This is a genomic window from Phytohabitans flavus (genome assembly GCF_011764545.1).
GTDB classification, from domain to species: domain Bacteria; phylum Actinomycetota; class Actinomycetes; order Mycobacteriales; family Micromonosporaceae; genus Phytohabitans; species Phytohabitans flavus.
Map to the genome: position 1 here is coordinate 2,986,771 of NZ_AP022870.1, position 15,534 is coordinate 3,002,304.

At 71.3% G+C, this 15,534-nt stretch carries 11 protein-coding genes; 7 read left to right on the forward strand and 4 right to left on the reverse strand.

All coding sequences use genetic code 11. The features are described 5' to 3' along the window. Positions 1-573: 573 nt before the first annotated feature. Entirely contained in the window at positions 574-1,869 is a 1,296-nt protein-coding gene (locus Pflav_RS47940) for a Kelch repeat-containing protein (protein ID WP_415624378.1), read from the forward strand. Positions 1,870-1,988: 119 nt separating this feature from the next. On the opposite strand, the gene Pflav_RS13035 is transcribed toward Pflav_RS47940, so the two are convergent. Next, positions 1,989-2,495, reverse strand: a complete 507-nt coding sequence (locus tag Pflav_RS13035; RefSeq protein WP_173036410.1) for a winged helix-turn-helix domain-containing protein — start codon at positions 2,493-2,495, stop codon at positions 1,989-1,991. 266 nt (positions 2,496-2,761) lie between these two features. Here Pflav_RS13035 and Pflav_RS13040 point away from each other — a divergent pair, with 266 nt between their 5' ends. After that, the gene (locus Pflav_RS13040; protein WP_173036411.1) at positions 2,762-3,664 is read left to right on the forward strand and encodes a CE1 family esterase; all 903 of its coding nucleotides are present in this window, start codon (positions 2,762-2,764) and stop codon (positions 3,662-3,664) included. A 727-nt stretch (positions 3,665-4,391) separates the two neighbouring features. Here the strand turns inward: Pflav_RS13040 and Pflav_RS13045 are convergent. Beyond that, on the reverse strand, positions 4,392-6,572 hold the full coding sequence (locus Pflav_RS13045) for a CATRA conflict system CASPASE/TPR repeat-associated protein (protein ID WP_173036412.1): 2,181 nt from the start codon (positions 6,570-6,572) through the stop codon (positions 4,392-4,394). A 452-nt stretch (positions 6,573-7,024) separates the two neighbouring features. Here Pflav_RS13045 and fxsT (Pflav_RS13050) point away from each other — a divergent pair, with 452 nt between their 5' ends. From fxsT (Pflav_RS13050) to fxsA, 5 genes are all read left to right on the forward strand, one after another. Continuing rightward, entirely contained in the window at positions 7,025-9,859 is a 2,835-nt protein-coding gene (gene fxsT, locus Pflav_RS13050; protein WP_173036413.1) for an FxSxx-COOH system tetratricopeptide repeat protein, read from the forward strand. 74 nt (positions 9,860-9,933) lie between these two features. Further along, a complete protein-coding gene (locus tag Pflav_RS13055; RefSeq protein WP_173036414.1) occupies positions 9,934-11,178 on the forward strand; it encodes an FxsB family cyclophane-forming radical SAM/SPASM peptide maturase in 1,245 nt (414 codons plus the stop codon). Further along, positions 11,175-12,473: an HEXXH motif domain-containing protein gene (locus tag Pflav_RS13060; RefSeq protein ID WP_173036415.1), complete on the forward strand. Its 1,299-nt coding sequence runs from the start codon at positions 11,175-11,177 to the stop codon at positions 12,471-12,473. The genes Pflav_RS13055 and Pflav_RS13060 overlap by 4 nt, the downstream gene beginning before the upstream one ends. 38 nt (positions 12,474-12,511) lie before the next feature. Then, positions 12,512-12,694, forward strand: a complete 183-nt coding sequence (locus tag Pflav_RS13065) for a hypothetical protein (RefSeq protein WP_173036416.1) — start codon at positions 12,512-12,514, stop codon at positions 12,692-12,694. Between the two features lie 95 nt (positions 12,695-12,789). After that, on the forward strand, positions 12,790-12,978 hold the full coding sequence (gene fxsA, locus Pflav_RS13070) for an FxSxx-COOH cyclophane-containing RiPP peptide (protein ID WP_173036417.1): 189 nt from the start codon (positions 12,790-12,792) through the stop codon (positions 12,976-12,978). Between the two features lie 6 nt (positions 12,979-12,984). On the opposite strand, the gene fxsT (Pflav_RS13075) is transcribed toward fxsA, so the two are convergent. Continuing rightward, a complete protein-coding gene (gene fxsT, locus Pflav_RS13075; protein WP_173036418.1) occupies positions 12,985-14,577 on the reverse strand; it encodes an FxSxx-COOH system tetratricopeptide repeat protein in 1,593 nt (530 codons plus the stop codon). A gap of 14 nt (positions 14,578-14,591) precedes the next feature. After that, positions 14,592-15,503, reverse strand: a complete 912-nt coding sequence (gene fxsT, locus Pflav_RS47370; RefSeq protein WP_173036419.1) for an FxSxx-COOH system tetratricopeptide repeat protein — start codon at positions 15,501-15,503, stop codon at positions 14,592-14,594. Positions 15,504-15,534: the final 31 nt, after the last annotated feature.

Sequence of the window (15,534 nt, forward strand, 5' to 3'; positions counted from 1 at the left end):
CGCGACGCGAACGACAACGGTTACGTCAACGGCGCCACCGTCGTCAGCGGCGCCAAGCCGACGGAGCGGGCCACCACCGCGGCGACCCCGGACGACACCGGGCTGGCCGACGGCTTCTTCTGGCTGTTCTCGTCGCTGACCGGCACGCGCCCGTTCACGGCCACGGCGGGCAACTACGTCGGCCAGAGCAAGGACGTCGACGTCGAGGCGGACTGGACCACCTCGACGAGCTTCCAGCTCGCGGCCGGCAAGCTCACGGTGCAGCCGGGCGCGCTGAGCGGCAAGGCGCGGATGCCCAGCGGCAAGGTCACCAAGACGTTCACCGTGACCAACAACGGCGGCGCGCCGGTGGAAGTCAACTTCGGTGAGCGGGACGGTGGCTTCGAGCTCCTGCGCGCCGACGGCTCGCGGATGACCCGGGACCAGATCCTGGCCTCGTCCGGCGCGCCTTTGCAGCAGATCAACGCGCCGACGTCGTTCGCGGCGAAGGCGACGATGGGCACCAACGCGGTGCCGGCGACCGCCCCGCAGGCGGCGCCGTGGACCGACATCACCGACTACCCGGCGAACGTGATGGACAACCGGGTGGTCAGCCTCGACGGCAAGGTCTACTCGATCGCCGGCGGAAACGGTTCGGCCTCCACGACGAAGAACTTCGTCTACGACCCGGTCGCGCAGACCTGGTCGGCGATCGCGGACCTGCCCGGAGCGCGCAACGCTCTGACGGTAGGCGTCGTCGGTGGGAAGATCATCGCCACCGGTGGCTGGGCGGCCGCGGGGCCGGACAGCACCACTTGGTCGTACGACCCGGCGGCGAACACCTGGACCGAGAAGGCCGACAACCCGGCGCCGCGCTCGGCGGCGGGCCAGGCGGTCGTGGACGGCAAGCTGTACGCGGTCGGTGGCTGCACCACCGCCGGCTGCACGCCGATGTCCAACGACGTGGTCCGGTACGACCCGGCCACCGACACGTGGGAGACGCTCCCCGATTACCCGAAGTCGGTCGCGTTCGCCTCGTGCGGCGGCATCGAGGGCGTCGTCTACTGCACCGGCGGCAACGACGGCGCGGCGGCGCAGAAGGCCAGCTACGCGTTCGACCCGGGTGCCAACACCTGGACCCCGATCGCGGACGCGCCGGCCGACAACTGGGCCAGCTCGTTCGCGGTGGCCAACGGCAAGCTGCTGGTCGTCGGCGGCTCGCAGGCCGGTGTGATCACCAACGCCGGCTTCGCGTACGACCCGGCCGCCAACACCTGGTCGAGCCTGCCGAACGCCAACACCGCCCGGTACCGTGGCGGCGCGGCGTGCGGCTTCTACAAGGTCGGTGGCTCCTCGGGCCAGTTCAACGCCACGCCCGACAGCGAGGCGCTGCCCGGCTTCGAGGAGTGCGCCGAGGGTGCCGCCGACGTCAGCTGGTTCTCGATCGACAAGACCGAGGCGACGCTGGCGCCGGGTGCGAGCGTCACGGTCACCGTCGTGATGACGGCGAACGTGGACCAGCCGGGCACCTACACCGGCTCGGTCGCGATCGGTGAGAACACCCCCTACACCGTGCCGCCGGTCCAGCTCACCTTCGAGGTGCAGCAGCCGACGACCTGGGGCAAGCTGATGGGTACCGTCACCGGCAAGGGCTGCGACGGCGTGACCGCGCCGATCGCGGGCGCGGTCGTACAGGTGGACTCGTGGGCGATGTCCTGGACGTTCGCCACCGACACCCAGGGCAAGTACGCCTACTGGCTCGACCGCCGCAACAACCCGCTCACGTTGATCGTCGCGAAGGACACCTGGAAGCCGCAGACGCGCCAGACGAGGATCAACACCAGCACGCCGACGGTGGAGGACTTCACGCTCTCCCCCATCAAGTGCTGACGCCGCCTACTGATTGATTCGGGCCCCGCCCGGCTTCGGCCGGGCGGGGCCTCTGTCTTTCGTATCGTCAGGCCGCGGTCAGCCCTCGTATGGTCAGGCCGCGACCAGCCTTCGTACTGTCAGGCCGCGGTCAGCCGGAAGCCGACGCCGCGTACAGAGTGGATCGTCGCGGCCGCCTCCAGCTCGGCGAGCTTGCGGCGCACCCGGCGCACGACGGAGTGGATGTCCGAGCCGCGGCCGAGGTGCTGGTTGCCCCAGACCTCCAGGTGCAGCCGCTCGTACGTGAAGACCTGCCCCGGCGCGTCGAGCAGCCGGTGCAGGAAGTCGTGCTCCAGGCGGGTCAGCTCGACCTCGCGGTCCAGCCACCGCAGGACCCGGCGGTCGGAGTCGACGCTCAGGTCCAGCGGGCGGCCCGCCTCCTCCTCGCTCACGGCCGGTCCTCCGGTCGCCGAGGAGGCTTGCGTGATGGTGCGTTGCACGGCCGCGTCCAGAAACTCCCGTGCCTGCTCAACAGTCGCGACGATGAGGAACGCCTCGGTCCCGCCGAGTTGCTGTGCGAGCTGCCGGCGCGCGGCCGCCGACGGGGCGATCCCGATGATCAGTGGCACGGCAAGGTCTTCGCTCATCCCCAACCCCTTCCCCCGCATGTCGATCATTGGCTCCGCACCCTAGCGGCGGCTTATCACAACCGAGTTAAATATTTAGATCACACCCCTTCGACTCGTATTGACACGTTTAACTCTGGTTTGCAGTAGTCCGATCCGCCGGTGGGATAGACGTAAGGATGCGGCTCTATGTGTAACGGTGGGGCTACAACCAGTGTCTTGAATGCGCCATGGCGCATGTCCGACAGCATGATGCCCTCTTGCGGACCGTCCGGCAGGATCGTGCCATGAGCGTGACGGCCCGGCTGCTGGTCCTGGTGCTGCTGTCGCTGACCGCGTGCTCGTCGTCCGCGGGCTCGTCCTCCCCGGAGCCCGGCTCGGCCGACGTCACGATCGAGCTCGCCGACCGCCCCTTCAGCCTGCACGTGCCCAGCGGCTACGACCCGGCGACCAAGGCCCCGCTCGTGGTGGTCCTGCACGGGTACACGTCCAGCGGTGCCGAGCAGGAGGAGTACTTCCAGCTCAAGGGCGAGTCCGACCGCCGCGGCTTCCTCTACGCGATGCCGGACGGCACCGTCAACCACGAGAAACACCACTTCTGGAACGCGACGCCGGCCTGCTGCGACTTCTTCGACTCCGGGGTGGACGACTCCGGATACCTGATCAAGCTCGTCGACGCGGTCGCCGCGAAGTACGCCGTCGACCCCGCCCGGGTCTACTTCGTCGGCCACTCCAACGGCGGCTTCATGGCCCTCCGGATGGCCTGCGAGCACGCCGACCGGGTCGCCGCGGTCGCTTCCCTGGCCGGCGCGGCCACCGCCGACCCGGCCAAGTGCACGCCGGCGAGGCCGGTCAGCGTGCTTCAGATCCACGGCACGTCCGACCGCACGATCCTCTACGCGGGCGGCCCGTCCACCCGCCCGTACCCGTCCGCGGAGGGCACGGTCAAGCTGTGGCGCGGCCTGGACGGCTGCGCCGACAAGGCGGACACCTCCGCGCAGCCCATCGACCTCGACGCGGGGCTCGCGGACGCGGAGACCACGGTGACGGCCTATCACGAAGGCTGCCGGGGCGGCACGCGGGCCGAGCTGTGGACCATCCAGGACGGTGGCCACATACCCGACCTCACCCCGACCTTCGCCACCGCCGTAACCGACTTCCTCCTGGCCCAGGTGGCCCCGACCCAATAGCCCTGGACGATCCCTTCCGCGGGCTCTGTCCACGATGGAGATTTGAGCTACCGCGACGTCCGCGGTGGTCCAGACCGCTGCTCCCGCGGCCTCACCCTCCGCGCTCCACAACCACCGACCCCACGCCGCCGGCGGCCGGCATGCGGGTCGGCCGCCGGCAGACGAGCAAAAGGTAAGCGCGCCAACCGCATTTACTCTGCTTCCCTATGGGAACCACCCCGCCTCCGACATCGGACGGGCCGCGTCGCTCGGGGTTGCGGTCACCCCTTCTTCGCCTCCGGCGGGAGCGCGCCGGCCTCGGGGATGGGGGAAGTGCCGCTTGGGGTGCGTTTCCGTTGCGCTGGTTGCAACACAGGCGCGCAAGGTCGGTCGTTTGCCTTGATCGACGCTACGGCCGGACGCCGTCCGGCAGATCGTGGTATTTCACTGCCCCTCCAGGGGCAGCCAGGTACCACGATCGCTGGCCTGCTCCGACCCAACGCGCCGATCAAGGGAAACGCGGAAGGTCCGTAGATCTAGTCGACTTTGTGCCGCCCTGACGGCAGGAAGTCGACTAGATCCAGAGGCGACTCGGCTTGTCGCGTGCGGCGGGCGGGCCGGGACCTCGCCGCTGGCCTTGCCGGGCGGGGGTTGGGTCGTGGACCGCGGAGGGTGAGGCCGCGGGAGCAGCGGTCTGGACCACCGCGGACGTCGCGGTAGCTCAGATCCTTGTCCTGGATTGGATGTCCTAGGCTGCCGCGACACCTCCCGTCCGGCCGCCGTGGGGGCTGATCGGCGGGCAGCGGCGCAGCAGCGCGCGGGTGTAGGCGGCGGCGACGGCCGAGGCGTATGGGCGCCACAGCCGGCCGAGGCGCCGGTCGCCGTAGTCGCTGATGCCGCGGACCACGAGCCAGTCCCGCCCGCCGGCGAACGCGGACGAGCCGATGCCCGAGCCCTCCATCTCGATCGCGCGCAGGTCGTACTCGCGGGCCAGCTCGTCGCGGCGCTCGGTGTTGCGCATGGAGCGGTTGGCCGAGCCGATCCGTCCTTCGTGGACCTTCGGAGCGCCGTCGCGATGCCCGGACGCGGTCGGGTCTGGATGCCACACCTCCCGGGCGTCCGGGCCGTCGTGCGCGTACAGCCGGTCGGTCACCGCCTCCGGCCGGGCGAAGCCGGGCAGCGCCGCGAGCACCCGGGTCAGCTCGTCCTCCCACGGGCGCCGCCCCTGAAGCTCCCCCGCGAGCAACCCCTTCGCCCGGTGCGCGAGCAGCGCGGACGGCTGCGGAAACCCCTGCCGCAACGTGACCGCGCCGGGCCGGTCGACAACGTGGTCGTAGTCGACGATCCCCCAGGTCGCCACCACGACGTCGCCGAGCCGCACGTGCCGGTGCGGCTCGCCCGGCGCCGGCACGCCCGCCGCGATGCCGACCATCAGCACCTGGTCGACGGACTCGAAGCTGCGCAGCATGTTGGCCACGGCCGTCGCCGCCCAGTTGGTACCGGTCTCGGTGAGCAGCGTGAGCACCACCGGATGCGGCCGCTCGGCGTGCGCGCTGGGGACCGTCCCTTGTACATACTCGGCCGGATCGCCGGCCACCGAACACTCTTCCTCGTCGTCGATCAGCGAGGCCATCGCGGCGAACTCCTCGGGCAGCGCGGTGACCAGCCCGATCACCGGCTGCCGGGGCACCCGCGTGGTGACGGCGTGCCGCCCTCGGTCGAGCAGGTGCTGTGCCCGCCGGTGCGCGTTCGTCATGTACCGGACGTCGTCGGCGAGGCGCGACTCGACCCAGGCGGCGCAGGCGCGGTCGTCGGCGAAGAGCCCGCCGAGCGGCGCGCCGCCCCACGGGTCGATCGTCCGCAGTACCGCGTCCATGTTGGACCTGGCGATCTCGACGGTGAGCCGCATGTCGGCGAGCCGGGTCAGCAGGACGGCCATCTCGGCCGCGGTGCCCTGTCCAGTGAGCGCGGCCCGCAGCGAAGGCTCCGCCGCTTCCCGGACCCGCAGCTGGTACCGGACCTTGGCCGCGTCGAGCAGGTACCGGGGCAGCGGTGCCATCTCCGCCTCGCCACGCCACCACGCGAGCGCGCTCATCTGCGCCTCGCGGTCGGGCGTGGCCAATGCGAGGATCCGGCGCTCCCGCCGGGCCTGGCCGCCGAACGGGGGCAGCTCCCACAGCACGCATCCTTCGACGAGCACCCCGTCGTTCCACAGTGTCCCGTCCTGCTCGGTGAGGCCCGCGGCGAGCTCCGCCGCGACCTCGACGGGTGGCCGCGCCGGTGGCCCGCCGCGCCGGGTCGCCGGCTGGGTACCGATGTAGAGCCGCACGATGCCGATCAGCTCGTCGGTGCCGCCGGCGGCGACCGCGGCCCACCGCTCCTCCCACTCGGCCCAGGTACGCGGCGGCGCTTTCGGGTCGGCCAGCCACCCGATCGACAGGTTGAGCACGTCGTGCTCGCGGCGGAGCACGACCTGTAGCCGCTCGTCCGCGCTCTGCTGGGCGGCGACCACCGGACCGGCGGCGAGCCGGGTGCACTCGTCCGGGAGGTCGGGCGAGCCGCCGCCGATCGCCTCGGTCGCCCCGAGCCGCCGGGTCGCCGTCCACAGGCGACGGATCTGCTGGTACGCCGGATCCCGCCCCGGCCCTTCCAGCGGGGCGAACGCGTGCACGACGAGCTCCTGGCGGACCGCCGCGTCGGTTGCCCTGGGCGGCGGCGACTCGACGAGACGACCCGCGGTGGTCAAGCCGCGGCGCCGGCTCGACGGTGCGAGGGAGAGGCGGTGCACCAGCATGTTGGCGCGCAGCCTCGGCGAGTTGGGCGTGGCGCCGGCACCCTTGGCCCGCGCGCTGTGGGTGAGCCGGATCGGGTTCAGCGCCTGTAGCGCGGCGGTCGCATCCGCGTACACGCTGGTCAGCCACCGCGGCATGACCCGCCTATTCGTGGGCCTTTCACGGAGCGGGCGGAACCGCGCGGTGCGCTTGACATTCCTGGAAGTGGACGGGATTCCCGGAACGGTGGCTTGCCGGGACAGTGCCGGAACCGGTCGGATTTTCGGCTGATTCTCGAACCCGTTCTGGGCGTGATATTCGCAGGTCGTGCGGGTCTGCGCTAACGGATCCATGCGTACCGGGGTCGCGTTATCGCTCAGTAACATCGGGAGTTCCCTGCATCACGTGCTCCTTCGCTGGAGTCGCCCTCTGATTTCGAGGATGGCGCATGTCCTGAGCGGGAGATCAGTTTCTGCCGGCGGTGTTCAAAGGTTTACAGCAGGTTCCTGGCTCTGCCTCGGTATGGAATGCTGTCATTGCCGGAAATTGACGTTAGTTGGCGGGTGGCCGCCAAGCCGAGACGCGATAAGTAGACCAGGGAGCGTGGCGAGTGGCGCAAGACCTCGTCGCCGAGCTGCAGCTGCTGCACCGCGACGCCGGCCGCCCGTCGTATCGCCGGATCAGCGCGGAGATCCGCCGGCAGAACCACATGCCAGACACCGTCAGCCACGAGACGGTCAGCGCGATCCTGCGCGGCGAAGGGCTGGCCCGGTGGTCCAAAGTGGAGTGCGTGGTGCGGTACCTGGCCGCCATGTCCGTCCACCGCCCGAACCAGGACGAGGAGGTGCGGCGGTTTCACGCGCTCTGGCTGGCCGCCTCCGACCAGCTCGCACCGGGTGCGGCCGCGCCGGCCGAGCCGCCCGCGGTGCCACCGCCCTCGGAGCCGCCGCTGGCCGAGTCGCCGGACGTCGCGCCATCTCCCGCCGGCATCACACCCACCGGCCCGGCGCCGCACCGGAATACCGGCTTCACCGGCCGCGAGAAGCTGCTGGACATGTTCAGGGCCGGTTTGACGGCCGAGCCGTGGCAGCCGCTGATCCTGTACGGCCTGGGCGGCGTGGGGAAGACACAGCTCGCGGTCGAGTATGCCCACCGCTTCGCGGACGAGTACGACCTCGTGTGGTGGATCGCGGCGGAGGACCGTTCGCAGGCGACCGCGTCGCTGGCGGCGCTCGGCGAGCGGCAGGACTGGCCGAGCAGCCTCGACATGGCCCAGACCGTGACCATCGTGCTGAGCCGGCTTGAGCTTGGCGGGGTGCGGTGGCTGATCGTCCTCGACAACGCCGGGCCTCCGGCGGAGCTCGCGTCCCTCGTTCCCGCGTCCGGCGGCCACGTGGTCGTGACCACCCGCGACGCCGCCTGGCTCGGTGCCGGCCGCCCGATCGAGGTGGACGTCTTCGCCCGCCGCGAGAGCATCGAGCTGCTGCGGGCGCGGGGCCACGACATCGACTTCGACGAGGCGGACCAGCTCGCCGAGCGCCTCGGCGACCTCCCCCTGGCGCTCGAACAGGTGGCCGACATGCAGTCCGCCACCCGCACGCCGGTGCGCGAGTACCTGCGCCAGCTCGACGAGCGGGCGGTAGGGCTGCTGGCCGCGGTCCCGCCCGGCGACTACGAGGCCACGGTGGCCACCGCCTTCGCGGTCGCCGCCGACCGGGTCCGGGCCGAGTCGCGGGCCGCCGGGCAGCTGCTGGAGCTGCTGTCCTGCCTGGGCTCCGAGCCGATCACGCTGTCCCTGCTGCGCCGCGGCGGCGGCCGTGTCGCGCCCCCGCTCGGCCGGCTGCTCAACCAGACCGACCTGCTGGACGAGGCGGTGCGGCTGCTGCGCCGGTACGGGCTGGTCAAGGTCCTCGACGGTGGTCAGGCGTTGCAGGTGCACCGGCTCGTGCAGGCGATCGTCCGGGACACGCTGCCGGCGTACGCGCTGGACCTCGCGTACGGCAACGCCTGGCGGCTGCTCACCTCGGCCAACCCGGGCAATCCGTCCGAGCCGCTGACCTGGGACATGCACGCCCAGATCGGCCCGCACCTGCGGCCCGCCCGGGTCATCGAGGTGTCCAATGCGGACAGTCGTCAGGTCATAGTGGACCAGGCCAAGTACCTCAACGAGATCGGGGACTTCGAGGGCAGCCGCCAGCTCAGCCAGGAGGCCTGGACGGCGTGGACGCAGCAGGAAAACCCGGATGGGGTACGGGTGTTCGCGTGCCTGGGTCGGCTTGTCGCGGCCCTTCAGGCGTTGGGGCGGTACACCGAAGCCCGCGAGCTTGTCGACGACGCGTGGAACAGGCTCCAGACCCATCCCGAGTACGGTCCGGATCACCCGACGAGCTTGGAGATCGCCAACACCCTGGCCGTGCTGCACCGGGTCTTCGGGCGGTACGGCGAGGCGCTGCGGCTGGACCGGGACCGCGTGGAGCGGTACCGGCGGATCCGGGGCGAGGAGCACCGCGACACCGTCCTGGCCCGAAACAACCTGGGCGCCAGCCTGCGCGCGGCCGGCGACTACCGGGCGGCGTACGACATCGACGCCGACCTCGCCGAGTCCGGCCGCCAGGAGCTCGGTACCGACGACCAGCGCACCCTGCTGTCGATCTCCAACCTGGCCCGGGACCTGTACGGGCTCGGCGACTACGCGAAGGCGCTGGAGCTACAGCAGTCCACCTGGCAGGCGTACCGGGTCCGGCTCGGCGACCGCCACCCGTTGGTGCTCGCCGCCTGGCGCACGATCGTGCTCGGGCTGCGCAAGAGCGGCCGGGTACAGGCCGCCCTGGAGGAGGCCCGCCGGCTTTACCTGGTGTCCCAAGGACACGTGGGGCCTGACCACGAGCTCAGCCTCGCCGCGATGATGACGTACGCCAACACGCTCTGCGCCGCGGGCGAGGCGACCCGGGCCTGGAATGTGGCCACCGACGCGATGGACCGCTACCGCCGGCAGTTCGGCGAGCGCAACCCGCTCACCCTCGCCGCCGCCACCAACCAGGCCATCATCCTGCGCGCGATGGGCGAGAAGCGCCGCGCCCGCCAGGTGGGTGAAAGCGCCTACTACACGCTCCGCAGGGTGCTCGGCCAGGATCACCCGTACACGATCGCCGCCGGGATCGGGGTGGGAAACGACCGCGCGCTCGCGCACGAGAAGGAGAGCGCGCGGCGTATGCTCACGCAGGCGCTGGAGGACGCCCGGCGCGTCCGCGGGCAGCGCCACCCGGACACGCTGACCTGCGCGATCAACCTCGGCCTGCTGCTGCCCCCGGACGACCCCGCCGCCGGCCGGCTGGCCACGAGCCTCGACGACCTGCGCAGCGTCCTCGGCCCCGAGCACCCGCTCGTCCTGGCCGCCGCCAGCGGCCGCGCGGGAGAGTGCGACATCGAGCCCCCGCCGGTATGAGATCCAGCCCATTCGGGGAGGATTACGGTATGAATAAGCGGTTTGAGCCGCTGCCCTCCGCGGAGGTGTGACCCGTGCCCGCAGGTCGGACATCCGGACCTCCCGCGCTCCGGAGCCACGCCGCCTGGCCGGACGAGACGCTGGATCTGGTGGCGCTGCGCGGCGCCGGCTGGCGCCCGACACCGTTCCGCGACGTCGTCCTCAAGGTGCACCAGCGCTGCAATCTAGCCTGCGACTACTGCTATGTGTACACAATGGCCGACCAGAGCTGGCGGGAGCGCCCGACGGTCATCGAGCCGGCGACCTGGCGCGCGGCCGCCGGCCGGATGGTCGAGCACGCGGCGGCCCACGATCTGCCCTCGATGCGGCTCGTCCTGCACGGCGGTGAGCCGTTGCTCGCCGGCCTCGACCGGTTGACCGCGCTGGTACGCGACTTCCGGGCCACGTTCGACCGCGTCTGCCGCCTCGACGTGCAGCTCCAGACGAATGCCGTGCTGCTCGACGCGCGCATGCTCGGCCGGCTGCGCGAGCTGGGCGTCCGCATCGGGGTCAGCCTCGACGGCACGCCTGAGTCCAACGACCTGCACCGCCGGTACGCCGACGGGCGTGGCAGCTTCGCCGCGGTCGACCGGGCGCTGCGGCTGCTGGGCACGCCGGAGCACCGGCCGGCGTTCGCCGGGCTGCTCTGCACGGTCGACCCCACCGTCGATCCCCTCGCCTGCTACGAGGCGCTGCTCCGGTACGAGCCGCCGATGGTCGACTTCCTGCTGCCGCACGCGAACTGGTCGGCACCGCCGGTCCGGGCGGCCGGCGCGGGCGCCACGCCGCACGGCGACTGGCTCGTGGCGGTCTTCGACCACTGGTACGGCGCGGCCCGGCAGGAGACGCGGGTGCGGCTCTTCGAGGACGTGATCGCGCTCGCCCTCGGCGGGGCCGGCCGCTCGGAGCAGGTCGGGCTCACCCCGGTCGCGGTCCTCGTGGTCGAGACGGACGGCGCGATCGAGCTTGTCGACTCGCTCAAGTCCACGTATCCCGGCGCGTGCGCCACGGGCCTGACAGTATTCGCCGACCCGCTGGACGCCGCGCTCGAACATCCCGGTGTCGTGGCGCGGCAGATCGGCAGCGATGCCCTCTGCGACACGTGCCGGAGCTGCCCCGTACACACTGTCTGCGGCGGCGGGCACTACGCCCACCGGTTCCGCGACGGGGACGGGTTCCGCAACCCGACCGTCTACTGTGCCGACATGCTCCGGCTCATCCACCACGTCACCCGGCGCGTCGCGAGCGACCTGATGACCCGCCTGAGGACCGATCCATGATCACCTACCACCACGTGCCGGACAGCATCTTCGCCGCCCTCGCTTCGGGCCTTGGCGGACCGGCCGCCGTCGAGCGGCTCGGGAGCGTCCAGCACAGCAAGCAGTTGCTGCTGCTCCGGTACCTGGCCGAGCGGTGGGGCGGCGACGAGTCCGGTGACTCGGCCGTGGACGTGCTCGTACAGGCCGAGCGGCGCGATCCCCAAGCGGTCGCCGATCTGATCGCGGACCCGATGGTCGGCGAGTGGGCGGTGCAGACGACCCGGCGGATCAGCGGCGGCACCGGGTCCACCGCGCACGACTCCGCCGACCTCGCGCAGCTCGGGGCGCTGGCCGCGGCCGCGGCACTCCGGACCGGCCTGGAGACCGAGGTACGGACGCGGACGCTGTCCGGCACGGTCACGCTGCCGACGTTCGGCTCCGCGGTGCTGGGCTCCGACGGCCCGGCGGTCGTCACGATCGCCCACAGTGGAGCGACCGTGACCGGCGGCGCGGCGCGGGTGGCGGTCTCCGCCGAGGATCCGCGCTGGCTGCCGCTGCGCCGGCTGGTGGCTCACCACCGCGACCTGGACGGCTCGCTGATCATCGAGGACGGCAACCCCTACCGCGACTCGTACCACGCCCCCGCCGCCGCCCGTCTGTCCACTGAGGAGATCCAGGAGTGGCAGGACCGGTTCGCCGAGGCGTGGTGGCTGCTCACCACGTTCGTTCCGGAGCGCGCCGCCGAGCTGGCGGCCGGCCTGCGCTCGGCGGTCCCGCTCGTCACGGAAGACGAGGGCGAGGCCCGCAGCGCGACGGCCCGCGACGCGTTCGGCATGCTCGGGCTCACCCGCCCGCGCTCGGCCAGTGACCTGGCGGTCACGCTGGTTCACGAGTTCCAGCACTCCAAACTGAGCGTGTTGCTCGACCTGGTGCCGCTGTACGAGCCGGACGGGGACGAGCGGCACTTCGCGCCGTGGCGCGCGGACGCCCGGCCGACCGGCGGCCTGTTCCAGGGCGTCTACGCGTTTCTGGGTGTCGCGGACACGTGGCGCGGCCTGCGGTCCGCACCCGGGCTGGAGGGGTTGGCGACCGAGGAGTTCGCGTTCGTACGCGAGCAGGTGGCGGCCGGTCTGTCCGCATTAGAGGGATCGACAGAACTCACGGCGCGCGGCCGTGAGTTCGCCGCCGGATTGCGGCAGACAATAGATCGATTGTGCGCGGTGTGGGTGCCGCGGCCGGCCGCGGAGAAAGCGATCACGAAGCTGAACGAGCGGCGGCGCGTGTGGCACCTACAACCAAAGCATTGGGGGGCTTAGAATTCGTTCTGAGGATGCGGCTGAAGGGCAGATCCCAAATGGACGACGAAAACCACACCCCCGCCGAGCGGGCCGCAAACCCGCTCCCCGACCTCACCTGGTTGCCACTCCAATATGTCCTCGGTTCGGACGACAGTGCGCTGACCAAATCAATACAGCGGCTGCTCGATGACATGGCCTGTCCGGCGGAGCGCTACGCCGCCCACAGCAGCACCCTCTGACTGTCCCGCGTGCCGCGCAAAGGAAAGGAACCTCCGGGCCGTATCGTCTACCCCTGTCCAGGGTGTGACACGGCCTAGGGTCAGGAGAAACAAGCGTGTACGAAGCACCGGAGGTACAGCCGGACGCCCAGTCGTCGGCGATCCCGGACCTGCGATCAGTGCCGCTGGAGGCTGTTCTCGCCACCGACGACTCCGTCCTGAGCAACGCCGTGCGACGGCTGCTGGGAGACCTGAGCCGACCTAGTGAGCGGTACGCCGCGCACGGAAACGCTCTGGACACGTAGCCTCCGCTACGTCGGCGGTGGCTCGATGTCGGCCTCCGCTCGACGTCCGTCACGCGCGCCGGCGGTTTCGGGATGGTCGTCGCCGAGCGACTCGGCGAGTGCCGCCACGCCTTGGTCGAGCAGTGCTTGGCCTTCGTCGTGTCGGTGGACCGCGATCAGGTCGATGCCCGCGTTCACCACGCAGGCCGCCGTGTACGGGTGACGGTCGCCGCGTGCCTGCCGGGAGAGCTCCAGGGTCTGCGCGGACAGGCTCCGCGCCGCCTCGGTCTCGCCGGCCAGCGCGAGATCGTTGGCGAAGTTGGTCGCGGCGCAGAGGGTGAACCCGTGGTCGGGTCCGAGCGCGTCCCGCATTCGGGCGAAGGTGCGCTCGTCCAGCCTCCGGGCCTGCTCCAGGTCGCCCAGCGAACGCAGCACGATCGCGAGGTTGTTCGCCGCCGCCAGCGTCAGCGGATGGGTGTCCCCAAACGCGACCCGGTACAGGTCCAGCGCCTTCGTCGCACGGCGCTGCGCTTCGGGCAGGTCACCGGTGACGCGAATGGTGTTGGCGTGGGTCATCGCGGCGGCGAGCGCGTGCTCGTGCTGTGGCCCGTACCGGCGCTCGCTGTCGCGGTCGTGCTCGGCGGCCGCCGCGAGCGCCTCGTTGTACCGGCCGACCTTCCGCAGCGCGATGGCGAGTGTGCGACCGGCAAGCAGCACGTACGGGTGTTGCGCGCCAAGCTGTTGGCGGTACGGCGGCAGCTTGGCGCGCAGCAGCCCCAGCGCCTCTTCGTAGCGGCCGAGGCCGTACAGGTCGCGTGCCAGGTTTGCCTGGGCGAAGAGCAGCCGGTTGTCGTTTTCGCTCACGACCTGCTGCCAGGCGTGCACCGCCTCGGCGTCGATCGCGTACGCGCCCGCGAAGTCGCTGAGCATCCGCAGGTTTACCGCGAGATTGCTCCGGGCGTTGATGGTCTGCTCGTCCTCGTCCCCGAAGACCCGCCGGTACCGTGCGACAGTGTCCTCGTCCAGCGCCAGCGCCTCGCGGAAGAGACCGGCGACGCGCAGGTGCGGCGCGAGCGCGGCGGCCGCGTACAACGTGAACTCGTGATCCGGGCCGAACTCCGGGCTGACCCGAAACCGCCCGAGCACCTGCTCCGACGTGGTCCGGGCCCGTTCGTTGAAGCCGAGGTGGCGGAGCGCGACGGCGAGGTAGTTGGCCGCACGGAGCGTCAGCTCACCATTCGGCCCGAGTCCTGCGACACCTTCGAACTTCGACCACGCGTCCACCGCGTCGTCGCCGAGCCGCCGGGAGCCCTCCAGGTCGCCGATCAGGTCCAGGTACCGGATCTGGTCGAGCACGACGCGGCGGGCGTCCGGCACGTCGGAGTCGATCAGGCCGGCCGGGTGGATGTGCGGGCCGAGCTCGGCGTGGATGCCCCAGTTGTCCTCGTCGTGGGGATAGCCCGGGTTTGCCGACGCCAGCAGGTGATGCACGTTGGTCCGGCCGCGGCGGGCCGCCTCCTCCCGCAGCTCGTCCCGCAGCACGCCCTGGAAGAGCCGGTGCACCTGGATCCGCTGGTCCGGATCCACTTTGGCCAGACCGTAGCGGCGCAGGTCGCGCACGGCCCGGTCCCAGGCTATCTGCTCGCGAAGCGCCCGCCCCAGCGCCGTCGAGACGTCCCCTTGCCGCCCCGCCGGAGCAGGCCACCCGAGATCGGCTCGGGGCCGAGGAACGCGAACATCTCCAGCAGCTCGGCGACGGCCGGCGCGTGCTCCCGCAGCCGCCAGATCGCGAGCCGTACCAGAGCGACGAGCGTGGTCCGCGACGAGTCGGCCGGCGTGGCCAGCTCACGCACGTGCCAGTCGAGCTCGGCGAGGTACTCTCCCACCGTCATCTCGGTCGCGACCTGGCACGACACCGCCTGGTCGAGGGCGAGCGGCAGGTCGCCGAGGCGGGCCGCCAGCCGGTCGGCGTCCTCCGCCGACACGGCCTCGCTGCGCTTCTGGACCAGCTCGACGCTTTCCGACCGGTCGAAGATGTCCACCTGGATCGGGTCAAAGACCTCGGACCACGTCTGGTTGCGCGAGGTGAGGATGACGTGGCCGCCGCGCGTCGGCATCAGCCGGTTGATTTCCTCGGGCTCGTTGGCGTTGTCGTAGATCAGCAGCCAGCGCAGCGGGCTTGTCGCCAGCTCCGCCAGCACGTGGCTGGCCGCCTGCTGGAGATCCTCGGTCTCCGGCGTGTCGAGGTGCCGGCCGAGCTGGTGCAGCGACTGGAGGACGAGCGACCGCTGCTCGGCGGGGATCCACCAGACGATGTCGTAGCGGTCCGCGTACCTGTACGCGAACTCCACCGCGAGCTGTGTCTTGCCCACGCCGCCGAGCCCGTGCAGCGCGCGCGGCAGCACCGTCGCCTTCGACCGGTCTTCCAGCGCGCGTTGCAGGGTCAGCAGCAGGTTTTCCCGGCCGGTGAACACCGGGTTGCGCAGCGGCACGCCACCCCAGATCCGGACCTGCCCGCCGAACACTGATCGTCGCTCGCCAGTCACGCCCCGAAGTATCTACGACACGCGATGGTTG

Coding starts and splice junctions, on each gene's coding strand:
- Pflav_RS47940 (WP_415624378.1), top strand. CDS start 574: ATGGACAACCGGGTGGTCAGCCTCGACGGCAAGGTCTACTCGATCGCC.
- Pflav_RS13035 (WP_173036410.1), bottom strand. CDS start 2,495: ATGAGCGAAGACCTTGCCGTGCCACTGATCATCGGGATCGCCCCGTCG.
- Pflav_RS13060 (WP_173036415.1), top strand. CDS start 11,175: ATGATCACCTACCACCACGTGCCGGACAGCATCTTCGCCGCCCTCGCT.
- Pflav_RS13040 (WP_173036411.1), top strand. CDS start 2,762: ATGAGCGTGACGGCCCGGCTGCTGGTCCTGGTGCTGCTGTCGCTGACC.
- Pflav_RS13045 (WP_173036412.1), bottom strand. CDS start 6,572: ATGCCGCGGTGGCTGACCAGCGTGTACGCGGATGCGACCGCCGCGCTA.
- Pflav_RS13065 (WP_173036416.1), top strand. CDS start 12,512: ATGGACGACGAAAACCACACCCCCGCCGAGCGGGCCGCAAACCCGCTC.